The sequence below is a fragment of the Desulforamulus profundi genome (assembly GCF_002607855.1).
On record NZ_AWQQ01000032.1, the window covers coordinates 1 to 14,702 of the forward strand.

Here is a 14,702-nt window from a genome sequence, read left to right on the forward strand (position 1 = left end):
TACGACCATCTTCAAGAACTTCTGCCAGAGATCTTATTGCCTCTTTTTTCCATTTAAGCAATTGATTTGGATGAATCCCATACTCTGAAGCAATCTGGGATATGGTTTTCTCTTCCTTGAGAATTTCCAGTACAACCTTGGCTTTGAACTCCCCAGAATATGATTTTCTCACGGCAACGATCCACCTTAAATAAAGCTGTTTTTTTGTCTAGTTTTCTTTATCCATTATATCCTGTCGATTCTACTCTTAATATACAAGAAGGTTTGTCGCGCAAATCAATAACAAAACGATCTGCCCCCTCATTCCAATTTATCTGATTTATTGAATTGCTTATGTTTTTTAATTCTTGAACGTTGACCTTGGTGATATTGGAGTATATCCCGTTCTGCTGTAGCTTTGACTTGATGTAAATATCAATTTTATTATCTATACCCCATACTTTCCCAGCGTCAACATCCCCCACCGTAAACACAATATCCACCATTTTCTTCCTTTGGGCTTCAAAGGCCACGACAGGCTGGACATTTATTACCTCAGTTTTCTTCTCCTGCAGAGGTTTATTATCCGTGTTAGCCTTCAAATAGTCTTCCGGCGAGATAAACTCATCCAGCGTTCCCGTAGGTTCACCGAATCCCTCGGTAACTTCCAGCTCTACCAGGTACTTGCCCACATGACTGGTGCGAATTACCGGCGATGGGTTGTTAGCCGCATCAAAAACAATAAAGGTTTCATCGTCAAAACTGCCGTCGTTGTCGCTGTCAAACTTGTACTTCCATACCCGTTTATTAATGACGTCACCGTCCGGGGAGTAAGACAGGTCTCTGATGAGTAATTCAGATACATTTCTGTCTTCCGGGTTCCTGAGATAGGCACTCTGGACATTAAAGTCAGCCACCGGGGGGGCATCGGGCTGTATGTCATAAAGCTTTTCGTACCATTCCGAGGTATGCCCTGCGGTGTTGGTGACTTTCAATTTTACCCTGTACTGCCCGGGTTTTTTAAATAATAAAACCCTTTCCCCTTTATTATCAGGGTTTTCCAGCCTGATTTTAATATCATCTGCCGTAAGGCCGGAAGTTACTGGTTCAATAACCCACTGATTCAGGTTGGTTATGATGGGATACCGTGAAGGTGATGAACCACCTGCCACAAACTGCAGTTTACGGTTTTGCTTGTAAGGGCCAACCGGTTCAAAATATGCGTTGGGGATGGCCGGTTTTACTACAATGGTTTCTGTGGTGCTGTCTTTTTTACCCCAGTCATCAGTCACTTCTATGGTGACCTTATAAGTTCCCTCCTTGTCAAAGTAGACTCTGTTTTCATCCTCGGTGAACTGCGTAACCACGCTGTTATCGGAGGATTTTTTAATCACCCCGCCTGTAGGTATTTCCAGTGTCCATTTGACTTCTTTGATTTCACCGTCCGGGTCATAGGAACGGTTTTTAATAACCACATCGTCACCCTGCATCACATCAGTGGGACAGGAAATGAGGGCTTTGGGAGCGCTGTTCTTGACGTTAATGGTACCGCTAACGGAAGCTGTTTCACCACCGTCATCCTCTACGGTCAGAGTGATTTCATATTCCCCCTCTTCCTTAAAGATAACGGTACCGCCTTCATCCTCCAGGGCACTGTCGTCAATACTGCTGCTACTCTGCCTTCCTGGGGGTCAATGTCCCAGTCTACGTCAACAATGGAGCCGTCAGTATCATAAGAAAGGTTTTCAATTTGGGCGGGCTTGCCGATACCAACGGCTTTCGGGTACTTCATTTTAGCCACCGGCGGACCGTTGGGCGGTTCCGGCGGGTCCGGGGGAATGAAGTCACCTTGCACTATAATTGTTTTCTCGCAGGGGTCAGAGGTGTTGCCCTTGGAATCCTTAACAACCAGCTTGACTGTGTAAGTACCTTCCGAAGGGAAGGACACCGAATAACTGGTGCCGGCCGGGGTGCCGCTGTAGCCGCTGGGCGTAATGGTCCAGGTGCGGGTGGTAATGGTTGCCCCGCCGTAAGCCTGGGATCTGTCCGTCACGGTTACGCTGGTGTTGGGCGTGGTCATGCTGGGCAGGTCAAAGTCTGCCAGCGGTTTACCGCCCGAAGGTGGTACAGGCGGCGGACCTCCTGAGCCTGCGATGACAGTTACTGTTTTTTCAATCGTAACAGGCCCATTGGTCTTGGGGTCTTTACGCTTAAACGCATCTTCCAATTCCAGTTTTAGGGTGTAGGTTCCCGGAGAAGGAAACGTATAGTTTACCTGTTTGGACAGGTTCTTACTGGCCGTCCCCGAATCAACCTGGCTGCCGTTTATCTTGAATTTGTAGTCCAGTTTGTATTTGTCATAGAATACAGAGATACCACTCAAGGTCAGGCTGGTAGCAGTCAGGCTGATATTGACTGGCTGGCCGGCCTTAATGGTGGGCGGTGTTGAGATATTGCCCGTGGGCAGGGGGGACGGGGTTATGTTTACAACCTTCCCCGAGTAAATCACGTCAGCACCGCTGTGGTAGCCCACTTCCCGTATCCAGTAGCGTTTGTTGTTGTTCGGGTTAATGGTGTATAGGTTAACGTTGCCGCTGACATGGCTGTAATTGCCCTTAAATGCTGAAACGGCTTCACTTAAGGCCGAGGAAGGTATAAAGGCATACCCGCCATAGCTGGGGATTTGGTTGATTAACACCGCACTGCCCACTTGTGAGCCGTTTACCCTTACTTCGTAAAGGGTGTTGTATTTAAGTGTACCGCCAAAATCGCCTCCACTTATTGTAACTTGCGTACCCTGTACCACGCCGGGCCCTAAACCCGGGTCCGACCATGCATAAACCGCTGTCGGAAAAATGACCAGGTTTAAAAGACATAAAAAGAAAATTATCAGCCACAGTTTTTGCTTTAGTTTATCAACCGTAGGCATCATGCCGGATTAACACGCTCCTTTTTCTAATAAATTCGACCCCCTTTCTGTTCGGCAATTCCGCCCTTAAAATAAGAAAGACCTCCAGGTTCTTTCAAACCTGAAGGTCTCTTTTTAGCGTATCATAATACTCTGGGTTTTAGCATCCCAGTTGACGGTTAGCCTCAACCCCTCTGAAACAAAACGCAAAGGAATTAATGTCCTGCCTTCCTTTACTACCGCCGGGCTTGCCAGGGTGTATTCTTGATCGTTGACAAAAGCTTTATCGGAATTCAGGGTTAGGTTAACCTTTTTGTCCCCTTTGACAACCTCAATTTTCGTACCGCCGTCCCAAGTAATCTCTGCTCCCAGTTTATCCACCACGCCCCGTAAAGGCACCAGGGTCACGCCGTTTAACACAATGGGTTCCGTTTCCAGCAGAGCCGGGCGGCTGATGCCATCCTTCACCTCACTGTATTCTTTTTTGCCCACCGTAAGCACCAGGCTGTCCGGCCGGGCTGCAGTTGCGGCAGGTTCCTGGGGTTTATCCTTGCTTTCAATCTTACCCTGATTATCGTTTTGAACAGTCGGTTCTTTGACTTCCGGTTTACCCAGCAGGGCCTTTATTTCAGCGGCAGTCTTGCCTGCTTCCACCAGGGCAAAAACTTCTTTTCCTTTACCGTTCAAGGACGGGTCTAAGAAAAGTTCTTCCATAGGGGTGCCAAGCCATTTTGATGGTTCTGTATATTTATCTGAATACAGTAACTCTTTCTTAATCATCTCTGCGTAAGGTGTTAACTGCCAGGGCTTACCGTCGATTTCAATAATTTCATATTTAGGGTACATTATTGCCATTTCCCTAGCAGAACCAATAACAGCAGCTACATAATCCTTGCGTATTTCATCATCTGTTAACTTCCATTCTTTTTGAAATTTTTTTTGAGTTTCACAGGGATCGCCTTCAATAACTATGTTATTTTTTATAACCTTCATTCTCATCGTCATGTTGTAACTACTGGAAAAATCGGCCGGGTCATAACAATCAGCACACGCCAATACCTGACCTGTAAACATCCCCAAAATCAACCCTAATGATAAAACGCCAACCGCAGCAATCTTTTTCACTTTATTCTTAAACAGCTTCATCAGAACCCTCCTTACAATAATATTAACGCAATATTCATATATACTAATTATACACTAATTAGCAAATTTTGTTAAGCATTTCATTATTTTTACGGTATTAACTGCGGCTTAACTGTTGCTTGAACATACAGGTTAAAATCCTCCGGTATATCTGCCGACACCTTGGCAAAGCCCGACAGTTTGATCGGCACCTTAATAACCGCCGACACGCAGACATCGTTTATGTTTTCGGTATAACTGCCGTAGGTAAATTGACTGGGCACGGTATTAAATACCCGATAGGCTTCCACCGTTACCCTGTCTTTCGCAATAGAACCGGTATTAGGGTTAAAACCTGCATTAAGTTTAAGGTTTTTCTGCAAAATCTGATCAAACTTTGCCCTGGCTTCCGGTTCTTTAATGCGTAGCATTGGTTTAACGGGGTCTGCCAAAAGGTTTTGGTCAATTTCGTTGGCAGCGGCCCTAAGGGCCAGATTTAAGGCATGTTTGGCTTTGATTTTAGCCATGAGAACATGCCCTATATCCACAGCCACAGAGATAAACAGCAGGAAAACCATGAAACACATCAGGGTATAGATAAAGGCTACACCCCGGTTGTCTTTAAATATATTTTTCACTGCTGCTCACCGCCCACGCTTTTAATGTTAACTCTGTTTGTTCAACTACCCACTGGAAAGTGCCTCGGACGATAAAAGTTTTAAACCGCACCGGGTACACAACCCCTACTTGAATATCATTTCCCCTCTGCACCCGGGTGTTTTTATCGGTACCGTAGACAACCACCACCCCGGGAGCATAATAAGCTGATGTACCGGAAGTGTTAAAACTGTATGTTTTGCCGTTGGATGTCCAGTTGCGCAGGTTAGTTTGCAGTGACTGCCGGGTGGCATCATTGAAACTGCCCTCCATCGCCGCTTTTTCGGCGGCGGTGGAGGTGAAGTAATTAACCACAGCAAAGTCATACATAATAAAAGAGCTTTCGATGATGAAAAGAAACATCATTAAAAGCACCGGCATCGCCAGAGCAGTTCCACAAAAGTTGCCGCCCGGGTGTCTCTTAGTAGTTTTTTCATAGTATCAGCCGCCAATCTGGTTTACCTTATTGGTGAACTGGGTGAATTTACCGCCTACCGCACCGGTAAGGATGGCAAGGAACGGGGCTGTACCCAGTACCACAATAATTAGGTACAAGGCATACTGGACAAAATCCCCCCGTTCGTCCTTTAAAAAATTACCAAAATTTCTCACAGGAGAACAGCTCCCTTTTTAAATTTGAGGCACTTGTACGTTATCTACGCTTCCCTTAATGCCGTTAAACTTTGTTTTCAAACTACCGGCAAAAGCTAAGGAAGCCCCGGCCACCAGCAGCACCACAATGATAATCCACAGCCCGTTTTGAATAAAGTCGCCTCTTTCGTCTTTGATAAAGTCAATCATGTTTTTCATAAGAAAAATTCCTCCTTGTGTTTAATTTTTTTTAGATACGGAAGTTAACAGATGCAAAAATAACTACTGTGATTTTGACAACCACCCCCCTTCAAAAATTTCTTAACATCCTCCCCTGAATGAATTCAAAAAGATGGGAATTTTAAATTCTGTATTTTAGATTTTAGATATGGTAAATTTTAAATATAAAAAAATAAAGTTACATGTTAATTACCATAGTCCTGAAAGTCGTCACTCATCAAACATGTCTTCCAATATTGCTAAAAGAAAAATATTTGGTATCAATAAAATTATTGATACCAAGAAAAAAAACTTTATATTTTGCTGTAAAATAGCTAACCACGAAGGCCAAAATACTATCAAAAAAAGGACAGAAATTTCAATAAAGGATACAATTTCATTAATACGGGTTGGTACATGAATACGCATATTATTAGAATGAATTTTTTGCGTTGTCCAAAAAGAGTACCTTTTTTTCAAAAAGAACATAACCAATGACCAAATATATTTAAATATTATTATTAAAAAAGGTGTATAAACTAACCAGTAAATCAATATTTTTATCAATTTATTATTTAACCACAAAGTTAGTGAAATAGTATATTTATTATCAATTTTTAAAGGATGAGATAAAGAATGATACAAAAAATAATAGAACCCAAGAAAAAACAATCTTAATAAATATACTCTTATTCAACCTTACCTTACAAACATGTTGAGGTTCCCACCTTTCGGCGCCCGGGAAAAATATCAATTTTTTATCGCAATGTTTTGTTTTGGATGTATCGGATATTTTATTTTTCATTTTTTTACTCCTTTGCAAAGAATATATTTTACTGTTTTTATAATATTATTATGCGTATTTACAACTATCTGTTTTATTGTACATTACTTCACATTAATACCTATTGGTAGAATTTTTTCTTTATCATATAAAGGTAAAGGTGTATGGATTGCTCACCTATCTGGATTTTCTTGTTTTCGTTATTTAAAATATAATCCACATTTTTATATACTGCATGATTTTAATTATTTACTTTTACTTACCCTTAATGATAATAGGGTAAAAAAGATAAAAACATTTACATGGTTAATTACACCCAAATATAAAGGTTTATTTATTTTAGAACCGACAAATATAGAAAAGATTTCGTATATAAAAAGCATACCAAGTCGTCTTATTACATTAATATATTTTATTTTCGGAAAGATATTTTTTATTTTAAATAAACCAAACAGAATATACTCCATGTTTAAATTTAATAAAAATAAACCCAGAAATAATAGCGTATTAATTAAAATTATTAAAGATGATTCATATAAATACGAATGGGACATAAACTATACCCGAAATAAAATTATTAATCAGAAATAATACTAATAAAAAAACTACCCATAGCATATTTAAAGATTCAACCCACCATTTTACATTATCCACTTTTAAAATAAAAAAGCCGGGGCTACTTCCCCGGCCTTAGAATTTGTTCAAACTGGTTATGATATTGGAGAACATAGGATATACAATGATCAAAAGCAGAGCAAACATTAATATGGCAGGCATAAGGGTTTGAATGATGGGCTGGGCCTTAATCTTTCTCTTGATTTCATCCACCCTTACCCGGTAAGCGCCCTTAGCAAACTTCTCTAAAATCTCGTCAATGTCGTTGCCGTTGTTGATACCCATTAACAGCACACTGACCAGGTTGGTTAAGGGCGGGTATTTACTGCGTTCGGCAAGCCTGTCCAGGGCTTCCTGCAGGGAATAGATTTCCAACTCTACCACCAATATTTCCAACTGCCGCCTTAATTCCCCCTGTACAGCATTTTTTACGATTTTTAAAGCCTGATAAAGGCCTCCGGCCCGGGAATAAACACGCAGTAAAGAAACCATCAAGGGAAACTCTTTATTGAGGTCTTTTAAACGTTCTTTTTCCCGTGAATTAAGCCAAGCCACCGGGGAGTAGTAAATACCCGCAGCCGCTGCAGCAAAGCTAAAGGCCGTAAACCAGTTCAAGGTGGAACCAATCACAATACCCAACAGCACCACCAGCACTACAGCTATCATACGAAGACCCAAAATAAATTCTGTATTAAGCTCAATACCCATACTTTTGGCACCGGCCTTAAAACGATTGTAAAGGCTATCCGCCCGGCCCAGGGTAGTAATAATATCATCTATACGCAGGGAAATTAATATTCCACTGACGGATAACCCTAAGAGAACAGAAGGCAAAACCAATTCAAACATTACAGTTCATCCACCAACCTTTGCGCCCCGGAAAAATACCAGGCAATAAAGTTTAAAAGGATAACCACGTCCAGCACAACTTTACCCATAAAAGTGTTAATCAAAATATGTCTGGCATCATCGTAAAAACCAATAACACCGGCGGCCGTCAGTGGTAAGAATATCAGGAAAATAGTAGTGGTGAGTTTTTGCCCCCTTAATTCGTTCTTAATTTCTTCCCTTAAAATAATGCGGTCGCTGATAACCTTTGAAGTATCTATAATCACTTCGGAAGTGTTGGTGCCGTATTCTTCAGATATGGCTACAGCCCTTACAAAAACCTCCAAGTCCCGGTTTTCGGTACGGTCTGCCAGTCCTTTTAAGGCTTCTAACAGGCTTTTACCGGCTCGATACTCCATAACGGTTTTTATCAACTCGTCCTCATGGGGGAAGCTGTAGTCTGTGCCGCCCCCTCTATACTGTAGATAAGGTCGCCGGTAGTTTCGTGCAGCGACGCGATCATCTGCAGGGCCGTATCCACCTGGGTATCAATCATGGCTTTGCGCTGCATAAATTTTTCCTGCAGTTTTTTCTTGCGGTATATAGCCGCAAATAACGCCAGCATAACAGAAGCCAGGGGGTTTTTTAAAACAATACCGAGCCCGGCTCCAGCGGCGGCTAATATCCCGGTCCCGAGGTAATATTCAGATCGGTTCATATTTAAGATGTTTAAAAGATACTCAACACTGCCTGGTTTTGGTTTTTGGGGGGTAAAAAGATATTTTTTCGGTTTTTCGGCTGTGTCATATTTTAAAGCAATTATTACCCCAAAAATTGCTAAACCGGCCAGGAAACTGAGCGACAGCAGTTCTGTCAAAACCTACACCCCCTTCACAAGATATTGCGGACATTCTGCAGGAGTTTCCCTGCCGGTGAAGGCAGGCAGTTTAGGCAGTTCTTCCATGAAGTTTTGGGACATGATTTCCAGTAGTTCATCGGAAAGGGGCTGGATAAAACGGTGTCCCCGGCCGGGAGAGTATTTATAGATGTCCCGGAAAACGGGCTTACCGTTATTGGATAATACCTGGCTGATACTGACCAGCCTCCTGGTGCCGTCCGGGAAGCGTTTCAAGAATATGATAAGGTTTAAGATTTCACTGATCATGGCTTGAATTTCTTCCGGGGAAACTGTTCCTGCCCGGGCCGCCGCCCTGACAAAACGCTGGATGGCAGAAAGGTTGCCCAAGTTGGTATGAATAGACGAAATACTTCCCTCGTGACCTGTACCCATAGCGTTTAAAAGTTCCAATGCTTCAGTGCCCCGGATCTCACCCAACAGGATTCTGTCCGGACGCATCCGCAGGGTGTTTATAATAAGTTTGGCGGCGTCTGCTTTTTCATTTGTCTCCAGGCTTACTAAGTGTCCCCTGATAAGGTTTAACTCCTTAGTATCCTCAATAGTGATTAACCTTTCATTTCCGGGAATGTGTTCGCACAGCCACCGCATAAAGGTGGTTTTCCCGCAGCCGGTGGCCCCGGCCACTAGGATGTTGGCTTTACCGATTACGCAGTACCTTAAAAATTCCGCAATTTCTTCGGTAAAGTACCCGGTTTTAAGAAAATCTTCTGTGCTGAATACCTTTTTGACAAACCGCCGGATGGTGATATACGGTACAGAGGCGCATGGCTTTATAACAGCGTTTACCCTCATTTCGCCTAATCTGGCATCTACCGTAGGGTCGGAGTAATTTATCTTTCTGCCGCACCGCCTCACAATTCTGTCTAATACATCCAGCACTTCCTGCTCGTTCTCAAACTCAACCCCCTGGGCTTTTTCAATAACCCCGTTTTTTTCAATAAAAATGTCTTTGGGGCCGTTTATCATAATTTCTGATACTTCCGGGTCTTTCAATAAAACATCAGCAGGTCCCAGTCCAACGATGCGGGCTTTGACATACTCCCGCACTTCTTCCGGCGGCTGTCCCTCCACCTCCCTGCCGCCTGTAATACCGTCAACCACTTTGTTAATGATGTCTGTCATGTCTTTGGTGCCGTCCATTAAGACGGCTCCGTATTCCGCCACCAAAATATGGCGGGCAGAGTCCAAAACATTTCTTAATGTTAACTGCATTTATTCTTCACTCCTTTTTGATTTGATTAATTTAGAACAGCAGATGGCATAAAGCTTTAAAAAAATAAATCCCGGCTTACTCTGCCGGGGTATTCATTTTATTTTTTTCTTTTATTGCTTCCGAAAGTCCGCCGTGAATTAAGTCAAGTAAATTTATATCACTCTTTTTAACATTTATCATGTTATCTAATTCGTGTATATTTTTAAAATTTAGCGATATGCATTTGCCTAAATCCAGTACAAATAATTCGCATGTATCAGCATGCCTTAATAAAAGTTCCTCCCTGCCATTCCAGCAGTATTTTAGCACCTCTCCCTCTATATTTTTGTCTTTATCAAAATACACCACAACAAAAGGTTTCTTATTCGCAAACCGGTAACAAATTAAAATTCTTTTTAATATATTGCCAGGTTCTACCTCTACGGCATCAGACTTTTTATTAACCCATTTTTTTAAATCCCTTTTAGCATTCCATAATGTTTTATATTCTAAATAAAGCTGCAACCATCCTAGTATAAATCCGCCCAAAATATATACAGCAATCGTATAAACAAAAACACGATTATCCATATTTTCGGGTGTATTCTGAAGCAATTTAAAATATGCTTTACTCACCTGTGAGCCGCTAAATGCTAAAGCTAGTGCGTTTATTATAAAGAATACAGCTGCTCCACGATAAACAATTCTAGCAAAGATTCCTTTTTCATCGACATTATATCCTGCAGCTGCATAAGCAATATAACCTGGTAAAAGAATAAACAATACATATAACAAGCTGGTTAAAACCAATCGTCATCATCTCCTCTGTCATAAATTATTTGCTTAATTAAAACCTCTTTAAGAGTAATTCTTTTCTTTGCATACCTTGGATTTTCCTTTAAAACAATGCATCGTAGGTTTGTGTATGTTTTTATGCAAAAGATAAACACTAAAATAACAAGAAAAACAACTGTACCAGTTAAAATGAACGAAGCCACGGTGATTTGTCCTTCACTACCAGTTCTTAACTGCTCAGTTAATAATGTTATTACGAACCAAAGTAATGATACTAAAGGAATATTAAAAATAATTTCTTCGATTGCATCGGCAAAACTTTCTCTCCACAGAGACATTTTATCCCTCCTAAAAACCTTATTATTTGGGAGTTTTTACCCGGTGTAATAATCAGGTTTTCCGGGTGTTCTGGAATAAGGTTAAATACATCTCTGCGCTATCTTTTGAACAAATTTTATCTTCCCATATTTCCTCCCATTGAATGGCAGACGTAAAAAACAAATAAGGTATTAGCCAAATCAGAAGAATCTTAAATGATAAATATTTAATCAGAATTATTGCCGGTATAATTGCTGGCATCAAGCAACAACATATCCACGAAAACGAATCCCAATATCTATATCGACACTCTATTCTTACTGCATATTTCTCAGGGTATAATTTATATAAAGGTTTATTCTTTGTCAGTAAACTAACCAGTAATAAAGCTGCCAGACCCACAACTAGCTGGATTAAACCTAACAGCAGTGAACATAAACATATCAAATGTTGGTCGTCCTTAAGTCCAAAAACAGTCAAATTTTTAATAAAAGTAAAGGGTGAAAAATTATGCTCACTGAAAATATTCCAGATATAGAAGGCAAGCAAAGGGAGCAACGGAACAAACAAGATTCTGATAACATCCTCTTTGGAAAAACCTGTACCGTTTCTACTTTTGATGTTCCTGACCATTCGAGTATACTTAGACTCCCTTTTGGGAATCTTTTTGTTCATAGATACGGCCATTTGGTAATAGTTGTAATTTCTTTTATCATTTTTATTAGTCTGTTTTATAAAGTTTCCTTGTATAATACTTTCGCTTTTATACTCTTTATAAGTATTTCGATTATTTATTTCATTAACAGCCTTTATTTGGTTCCCCTCAGCCTTATTGGTTACGGAAGATGTATTAAAAAAGACACTTGGAAAATTCAAATGGCACCTTTCGCCTTTATTGTCTATAACCGCTTTAAAGAAAGACGAAAATTTATTATTGAAGAAATGGAGATATGTATTAATACCCTTTAAAAAGCAGGTGTTAAAAAAATTGTTCTTGTCACATGGCTTCTGACACCTGAATTGCTCCCTCAAACTCTTTCCTCCCCTCCTCCTAAATATGAAAAACTTGGTAAAGGCAAAAGTCTCTGGCTGGGTATTAAGACACAGCCTTTTCACTATATTGCCAACTTCATCGGTAAAAGAAAATCAAAGTATACCCCATTAACTAGCAGTTGGTACGAATTTGAATGGGATTTTCTCATTAATAAAAACACCTCTTTCAAAAAATAAGTGGCACCCTTAATATTTGGGTGCCGCTGTGTTTTTGCCCGGTGTAATAATCAGGTTTTCCGGGTGCTCCGGTGTAACGTAAATCATTTTGGCTTTTTGGGTAGCACTAAGTATTTTTTTACCTTCCTCCCGGGTGCATATAACCACAATTTTACCTTCAGTGGGGTCTTTCCCGGCTGAAAGGTTGTTAAAGTTATGAACGATATTAGGGCCGGAGGAAGAAATAAATTTTGACCCTTTGCCGTATTCTTTAGTTCCATCATCTTCCACCGAATAGAAAGTAACATAGTCACCTTTTTTCAATAATTTAGGAAAAGCAATGTTTTTACCTTCCTGCAGTTCCAGAATCATTTCGTCCGGCTGCAGGGCTTCAAAGGCATCTACCACTTTATCTGGGTTGTTTACGAGTTTTGTGCTTAATATCTGTTCCCCGGCTGTTATGGGCATCTTGGGATAAGTACCAATAACATTCTTTAAGTCATGATAGGCTTTTGGATGTACAGATCTGGCTGATATTTTCTTTATTGCCACGTCCGCCTCTGTGATTTTTTTTAAGTTGTCTATATCCCTAACTGCTACTACTACATCCACCGGACGGATAAAAGACATCACCGCTGTATAAATACCTACAGCAGCTATAAACCCAATAATGATGGAACCCAGCAGAATACTTTTGTTTTTGCTTTTAGGTTTAACTATTTTGGGAACGTTAGGTTTATTAAACTTTAACATTTTCTTATCTAATTCCTCCCGTATTAATATGCCATACTTTTAGCTTAATCTCCTCCAAACAACCTGCTGATTTTAGTAAATAATGTGTCGCTCTTTTTACTGTTCAAAAGACCAGGTAAAATTGCCTCAACAAGAGAAGAAACCCCTTCCTGGTAATGTGACCTGCGGCTGACAAAATCTCCCCTGTTGAAGGCATCAGTCAATTCAGGGGAAAATGGCAGATAAATGCCTTCTTCAATGTCGTAATCACTAAACTGCTGTACCAGCTCCTGCAGGATTTTTTCATTGGTTTCTATCTGCCGGCCGTTATTTACAACCACAAATTTACTTCTTAAAGCTGTCATTTGGTGCCAGGACAGCAGCTTCTCTATTCCTTGCAAGGTGGTATCAAGCAAAATAATGCCGGTGTTACAATATTGAGTAATCTCCTGCAAGTTTTTAAGTTCTGCATTAGGTAAGTCTAAAATTATAGCATCAAAATTTTCCTTTGCCTTTTTTATTGAATCTTTCACCTCTCCTGGTTGTGGGTAATGAAAGTAAAAGTTATCTGTTAATCGTATAGCTACTAAAGAACCTGTTTGCCCCAGGTGCAGTCCTTTATCTAAAACATACTGTTTTGTGTCCCCACCGTTCGGGTTTAAATCTATTAATAAAACATTTAGTTTGCCTGAAATTGTATTGGCTAGGTGGACTGCAAGAGTGCTGGCTCCAATACCACCCTTTGCCCTGATTATGGCTATGCATTTTTGCGGATGTGACGAAGCGGCGGCTTTTACTAAAATAATCGGTTTTTCTCCCACCTGCCTGTTTTCTATTTTTAAAGGTTTGCCCTCCAGGACAGTATATACAGCTTCCAAGGGTATTTTTAAGGCAGTGGCTATACCTTCGGGAGTGCAGTATTGGTGCATTTCCCGTATTTTTTGAATAAGATCATCCTGCACAAACTACACATCCTTCTTGAATTTTTGAAATAACTTCTTCAAAAAACCTTGTTTTGGATTATTCTCTTCTAATCTGCCTGCAGACAATATTTCATAGCTGTACCCGGCTAATTGAGCTATTTTCTGCACCACATGGTGAATTTGGTTGTATCCCTTATCCAGGTCCACCACCTTGCCTTCATGGGTTCCCTTGACATTTTCTCGATAATTAACCGGGATAATAGCTTCTATCCGGGGCAGGGAGTTTTTATCCTTTACTTTAAGGTTAACTGAAAAGCTGGCTTCAATTTTTCTTGGATCTCTTAATTCAGGATCATACATGTTAAGTATTAAGCCAATTTGGTCTGGCTTGACGCCGCACATGATATATTGCGGGGCATAGTCTTTGGCTTCTTCTTCCGAAAAGGAAGATTGAGTCAGTATAGAATACACCCGGTCGGCGCGCTCAAACAGTTCCTTTAACCTTTCGTCCGTCCAAAATTCAGGCGGCGTGTCAGCTATTAAGACTGGGAATTGGCTTAATAAAAAGTCCAGTATTTTTCCCACCTTACCATCTTCAAAATACGGGTTAGTGGTGTCCATCGGCCCGGGTAGAACGTAAAGGTATTCGTTTACTTTTACCAGCACATCCATCACCAGTGATGGCGAGAAAGGGTTTGCCGCCAGCAGTTCAATGCCAGGTACGCCTTCAATTTTAAAGAAGGTGGCAATATCAGGGGCAGCCAGGTTAAAGTCCAGCAGGCAGGTTTTTATCCCTGCATGGGCTAAGGCCACTGCTTTGTAATAGCTATAGTGGTTTTTCCAACTCCGCCTTTAGTAGATGAGGATATAATTAGCTTTCCTCTGGTATTGAATGCTTGGGACGCCAA

At 40.8% G+C, this 14,702-nt stretch carries 18 protein-coding genes; 1 reads left to right on the plus strand and 17 read right to left on the minus strand.

Annotated features, from left to right (window positions below):
• From P378_RS04445 to P378_RS04510, 14 genes are all read right to left on the minus strand, one after another.
• On the minus strand, nt 1-172 hold a 172-nt coding region (locus P378_RS04445), incomplete at its 3' end, for a transposase (RefSeq protein ID WP_143338409.1).
• A 46-nt stretch (nt 173-218) separates the two neighbouring features.
• A complete protein-coding gene (locus tag P378_RS04450) occupies nt 219-1,454 on the minus strand; it encodes a hypothetical protein (protein ID WP_099082411.1) in 1,236 nt (411 codons plus the stop codon).
• A gap of 113 nt (nt 1,455-1,567) precedes the next feature.
• Entirely contained in the window at nt 1,568-2,911 is a 1,344-nt protein-coding gene (locus P378_RS04455; RefSeq protein ID WP_099082412.1) for a PKD domain-containing protein, read from the minus strand.
• 111 nt (nt 2,912-3,022) lie between these two features.
• A complete protein-coding gene (locus P378_RS04460) occupies nt 3,023-4,033 on the minus strand; it encodes a stalk domain-containing protein (protein ID WP_099082413.1) in 1,011 nt (336 codons plus the stop codon).
• A gap of 89 nt (nt 4,034-4,122) precedes the next feature.
• Nucleotides 4,123-4,650 carry a TadE/TadG family type IV pilus assembly protein gene (locus P378_RS04465; RefSeq protein WP_099082414.1) on the minus strand — a complete coding sequence of 176 codons (528 nt, stop codon included), beginning with the start codon at nt 4,648-4,650 and terminating at the stop codon, nt 4,123-4,125.
• Nucleotides 4,634-5,035 (minus strand): hypothetical protein, encoded by a 402-nt coding sequence (locus P378_RS04470; RefSeq protein ID WP_180260986.1) that lies wholly within the window; start codon nt 5,033-5,035, stop codon nt 4,634-4,636. Before P378_RS04470 ends, P378_RS04465 begins: the two co-directional genes overlap by 17 nt.
• A gap of 75 nt (nt 5,036-5,110) precedes the next feature.
• Nucleotides 5,111-5,281 (minus strand): hypothetical protein, encoded by a 171-nt coding sequence (locus tag P378_RS19405; protein ID WP_180260987.1) that lies wholly within the window; start codon nt 5,279-5,281, stop codon nt 5,111-5,113.
• An 18-nt stretch (nt 5,282-5,299) separates the two neighbouring features.
• The gene (locus P378_RS04475; RefSeq protein ID WP_099082416.1) at nt 5,300-5,479 is read right to left on the minus strand and encodes a hypothetical protein; all 180 of its coding nucleotides are present in this window, start codon (nt 5,477-5,479) and stop codon (nt 5,300-5,302) included.
• Between the two features lie 1,474 nt (nt 5,480-6,953).
• The gene (locus P378_RS04485; protein ID WP_099082418.1) at nt 6,954-7,727 is read right to left on the minus strand and encodes a type II secretion system F family protein; all 774 of its coding nucleotides are present in this window, start codon (nt 7,725-7,727) and stop codon (nt 6,954-6,956) included.
• Entirely contained in the window at nt 7,727-8,140 is a 414-nt protein-coding gene (locus P378_RS04490; RefSeq protein WP_099082419.1) for a type II secretion system F family protein, read from the minus strand. The genes P378_RS04485 and P378_RS04490 overlap by 1 nt, the downstream gene beginning before the upstream one ends.
• The gene (locus tag P378_RS04495) at nt 8,137-8,583 is read right to left on the minus strand and encodes a hypothetical protein (RefSeq protein ID WP_099082420.1); all 447 of its coding nucleotides are present in this window, start codon (nt 8,581-8,583) and stop codon (nt 8,137-8,139) included. Before P378_RS04495 ends, P378_RS04490 begins: the two co-directional genes overlap by 4 nt.
• A 3-nt stretch (nt 8,584-8,586) precedes the next feature.
• Complete coding sequence (locus P378_RS04500) at nt 8,587-9,837, minus strand: TadA family conjugal transfer-associated ATPase (protein WP_099082421.1); 1,251 nt, start codon at nt 9,835-9,837, stop codon at nt 8,587-8,589.
• Nucleotides 9,838-9,913: 76 nt separating this feature from the next.
• Nucleotides 9,914-10,627 (minus strand): hypothetical protein, encoded by a 714-nt coding sequence (locus P378_RS04505; protein ID WP_099082422.1) that lies wholly within the window; start codon nt 10,625-10,627, stop codon nt 9,914-9,916.
• Nucleotides 10,618-10,950: a hypothetical protein gene (locus tag P378_RS04510; RefSeq protein WP_073239236.1), complete on the minus strand. Its 333-nt coding sequence runs from the start codon at nt 10,948-10,950 to the stop codon at nt 10,618-10,620. The genes P378_RS04505 and P378_RS04510 overlap by 10 nt, the downstream gene beginning before the upstream one ends.
• Nucleotides 10,951-11,440: 490 nt before the next feature.
• On the opposite strand from P378_RS04510, the gene P378_RS18885 reads away from it, so the two are divergent.
• The gene (locus P378_RS18885; protein WP_143157040.1) at nt 11,441-11,899 is read left to right on the plus strand and encodes a hypothetical protein; all 459 of its coding nucleotides are present in this window, start codon (nt 11,441-11,443) and stop codon (nt 11,897-11,899) included.
• A 270-nt stretch (nt 11,900-12,169) separates the two neighbouring features.
• On the opposite strand, the gene P378_RS04520 is transcribed toward P378_RS18885, so the two are convergent.
• The 3 genes from P378_RS04520 to P378_RS04530 are packed head-to-tail and all read right to left on the minus strand — an operon-like array spanning nt 12,170 to nt 14,607.
• Nucleotides 12,170-12,892, minus strand: coding sequence for an SAF domain-containing protein (locus P378_RS04520; RefSeq protein WP_073239238.1), 723 nt, complete (start codon nt 12,890-12,892; stop codon nt 12,170-12,172).
• Between the two features lie 44 nt (nt 12,893-12,936).
• Nucleotides 12,937-13,833, minus strand: a complete 897-nt coding sequence (locus tag P378_RS04525; protein ID WP_099082423.1) for a nucleotide-binding protein — start codon at nt 13,831-13,833, stop codon at nt 12,937-12,939.
• A 3-nt stretch (nt 13,834-13,836) separates the two neighbouring features.
• The gene (locus P378_RS04530; RefSeq protein WP_099082424.1) at nt 13,837-14,607 is read right to left on the minus strand and encodes a CpaE/TadZ family protein; all 771 of its coding nucleotides are present in this window, start codon (nt 14,605-14,607) and stop codon (nt 13,837-13,839) included.
• Between the last annotated feature and the right edge of the window lie 95 nt (nt 14,608-14,702).

What these genes read in the sequence shown, in the direction of transcription:
- P378_RS04455 (WP_099082412.1), bottom strand. Translation starts at nt 2,911, where the DNA reads ATGATGCCTACGGTTGATAAACTAAAGCAAAAACTGTGGCTGATAATT.
- P378_RS04460 (WP_099082413.1), bottom strand. Translation starts at nt 4,033, where the DNA reads ATGAAGCTGTTTAAGAATAAAGTGAAAAAGATTGCTGCGGTTGGCGTT.
- P378_RS04470 (WP_180260986.1), bottom strand. Translation starts at nt 5,035, where the DNA reads ATGATGTTTCTTTTCATCATCGAAAGCTCTTTTATTATGTATGACTTT.
- P378_RS04475 (WP_099082416.1), bottom strand. Translation starts at nt 5,479, where the DNA reads ATGAAAAACATGATTGACTTTATCAAAGACGAAAGAGGCGACTTTATT.
- P378_RS04485 (WP_099082418.1), bottom strand. Translation starts at nt 7,727, where the DNA reads ATGTTTGAATTGGTTTTGCCTTCTGTTCTCTTAGGGTTATCCGTCAGT.
- P378_RS04500 (WP_099082421.1), bottom strand. Translation starts at nt 9,837, where the DNA reads ATGCAGTTAACATTAAGAAATGTTTTGGACTCTGCCCGCCATATTTTG.
- P378_RS04510 (WP_073239236.1), bottom strand. Translation starts at nt 10,950, where the DNA reads ATGTCTCTGTGGAGAGAAAGTTTTGCCGATGCAATCGAAGAAATTATT.
- P378_RS18885 (WP_143157040.1), top strand. Translation starts at nt 11,441, where the DNA reads ATGCTCACTGAAAATATTCCAGATATAGAAGGCAAGCAAAGGGAGCAA.
- P378_RS04520 (WP_073239238.1), bottom strand. Translation starts at nt 12,892, where the DNA reads ATGTTAAAGTTTAATAAACCTAACGTTCCCAAAATAGTTAAACCTAAA.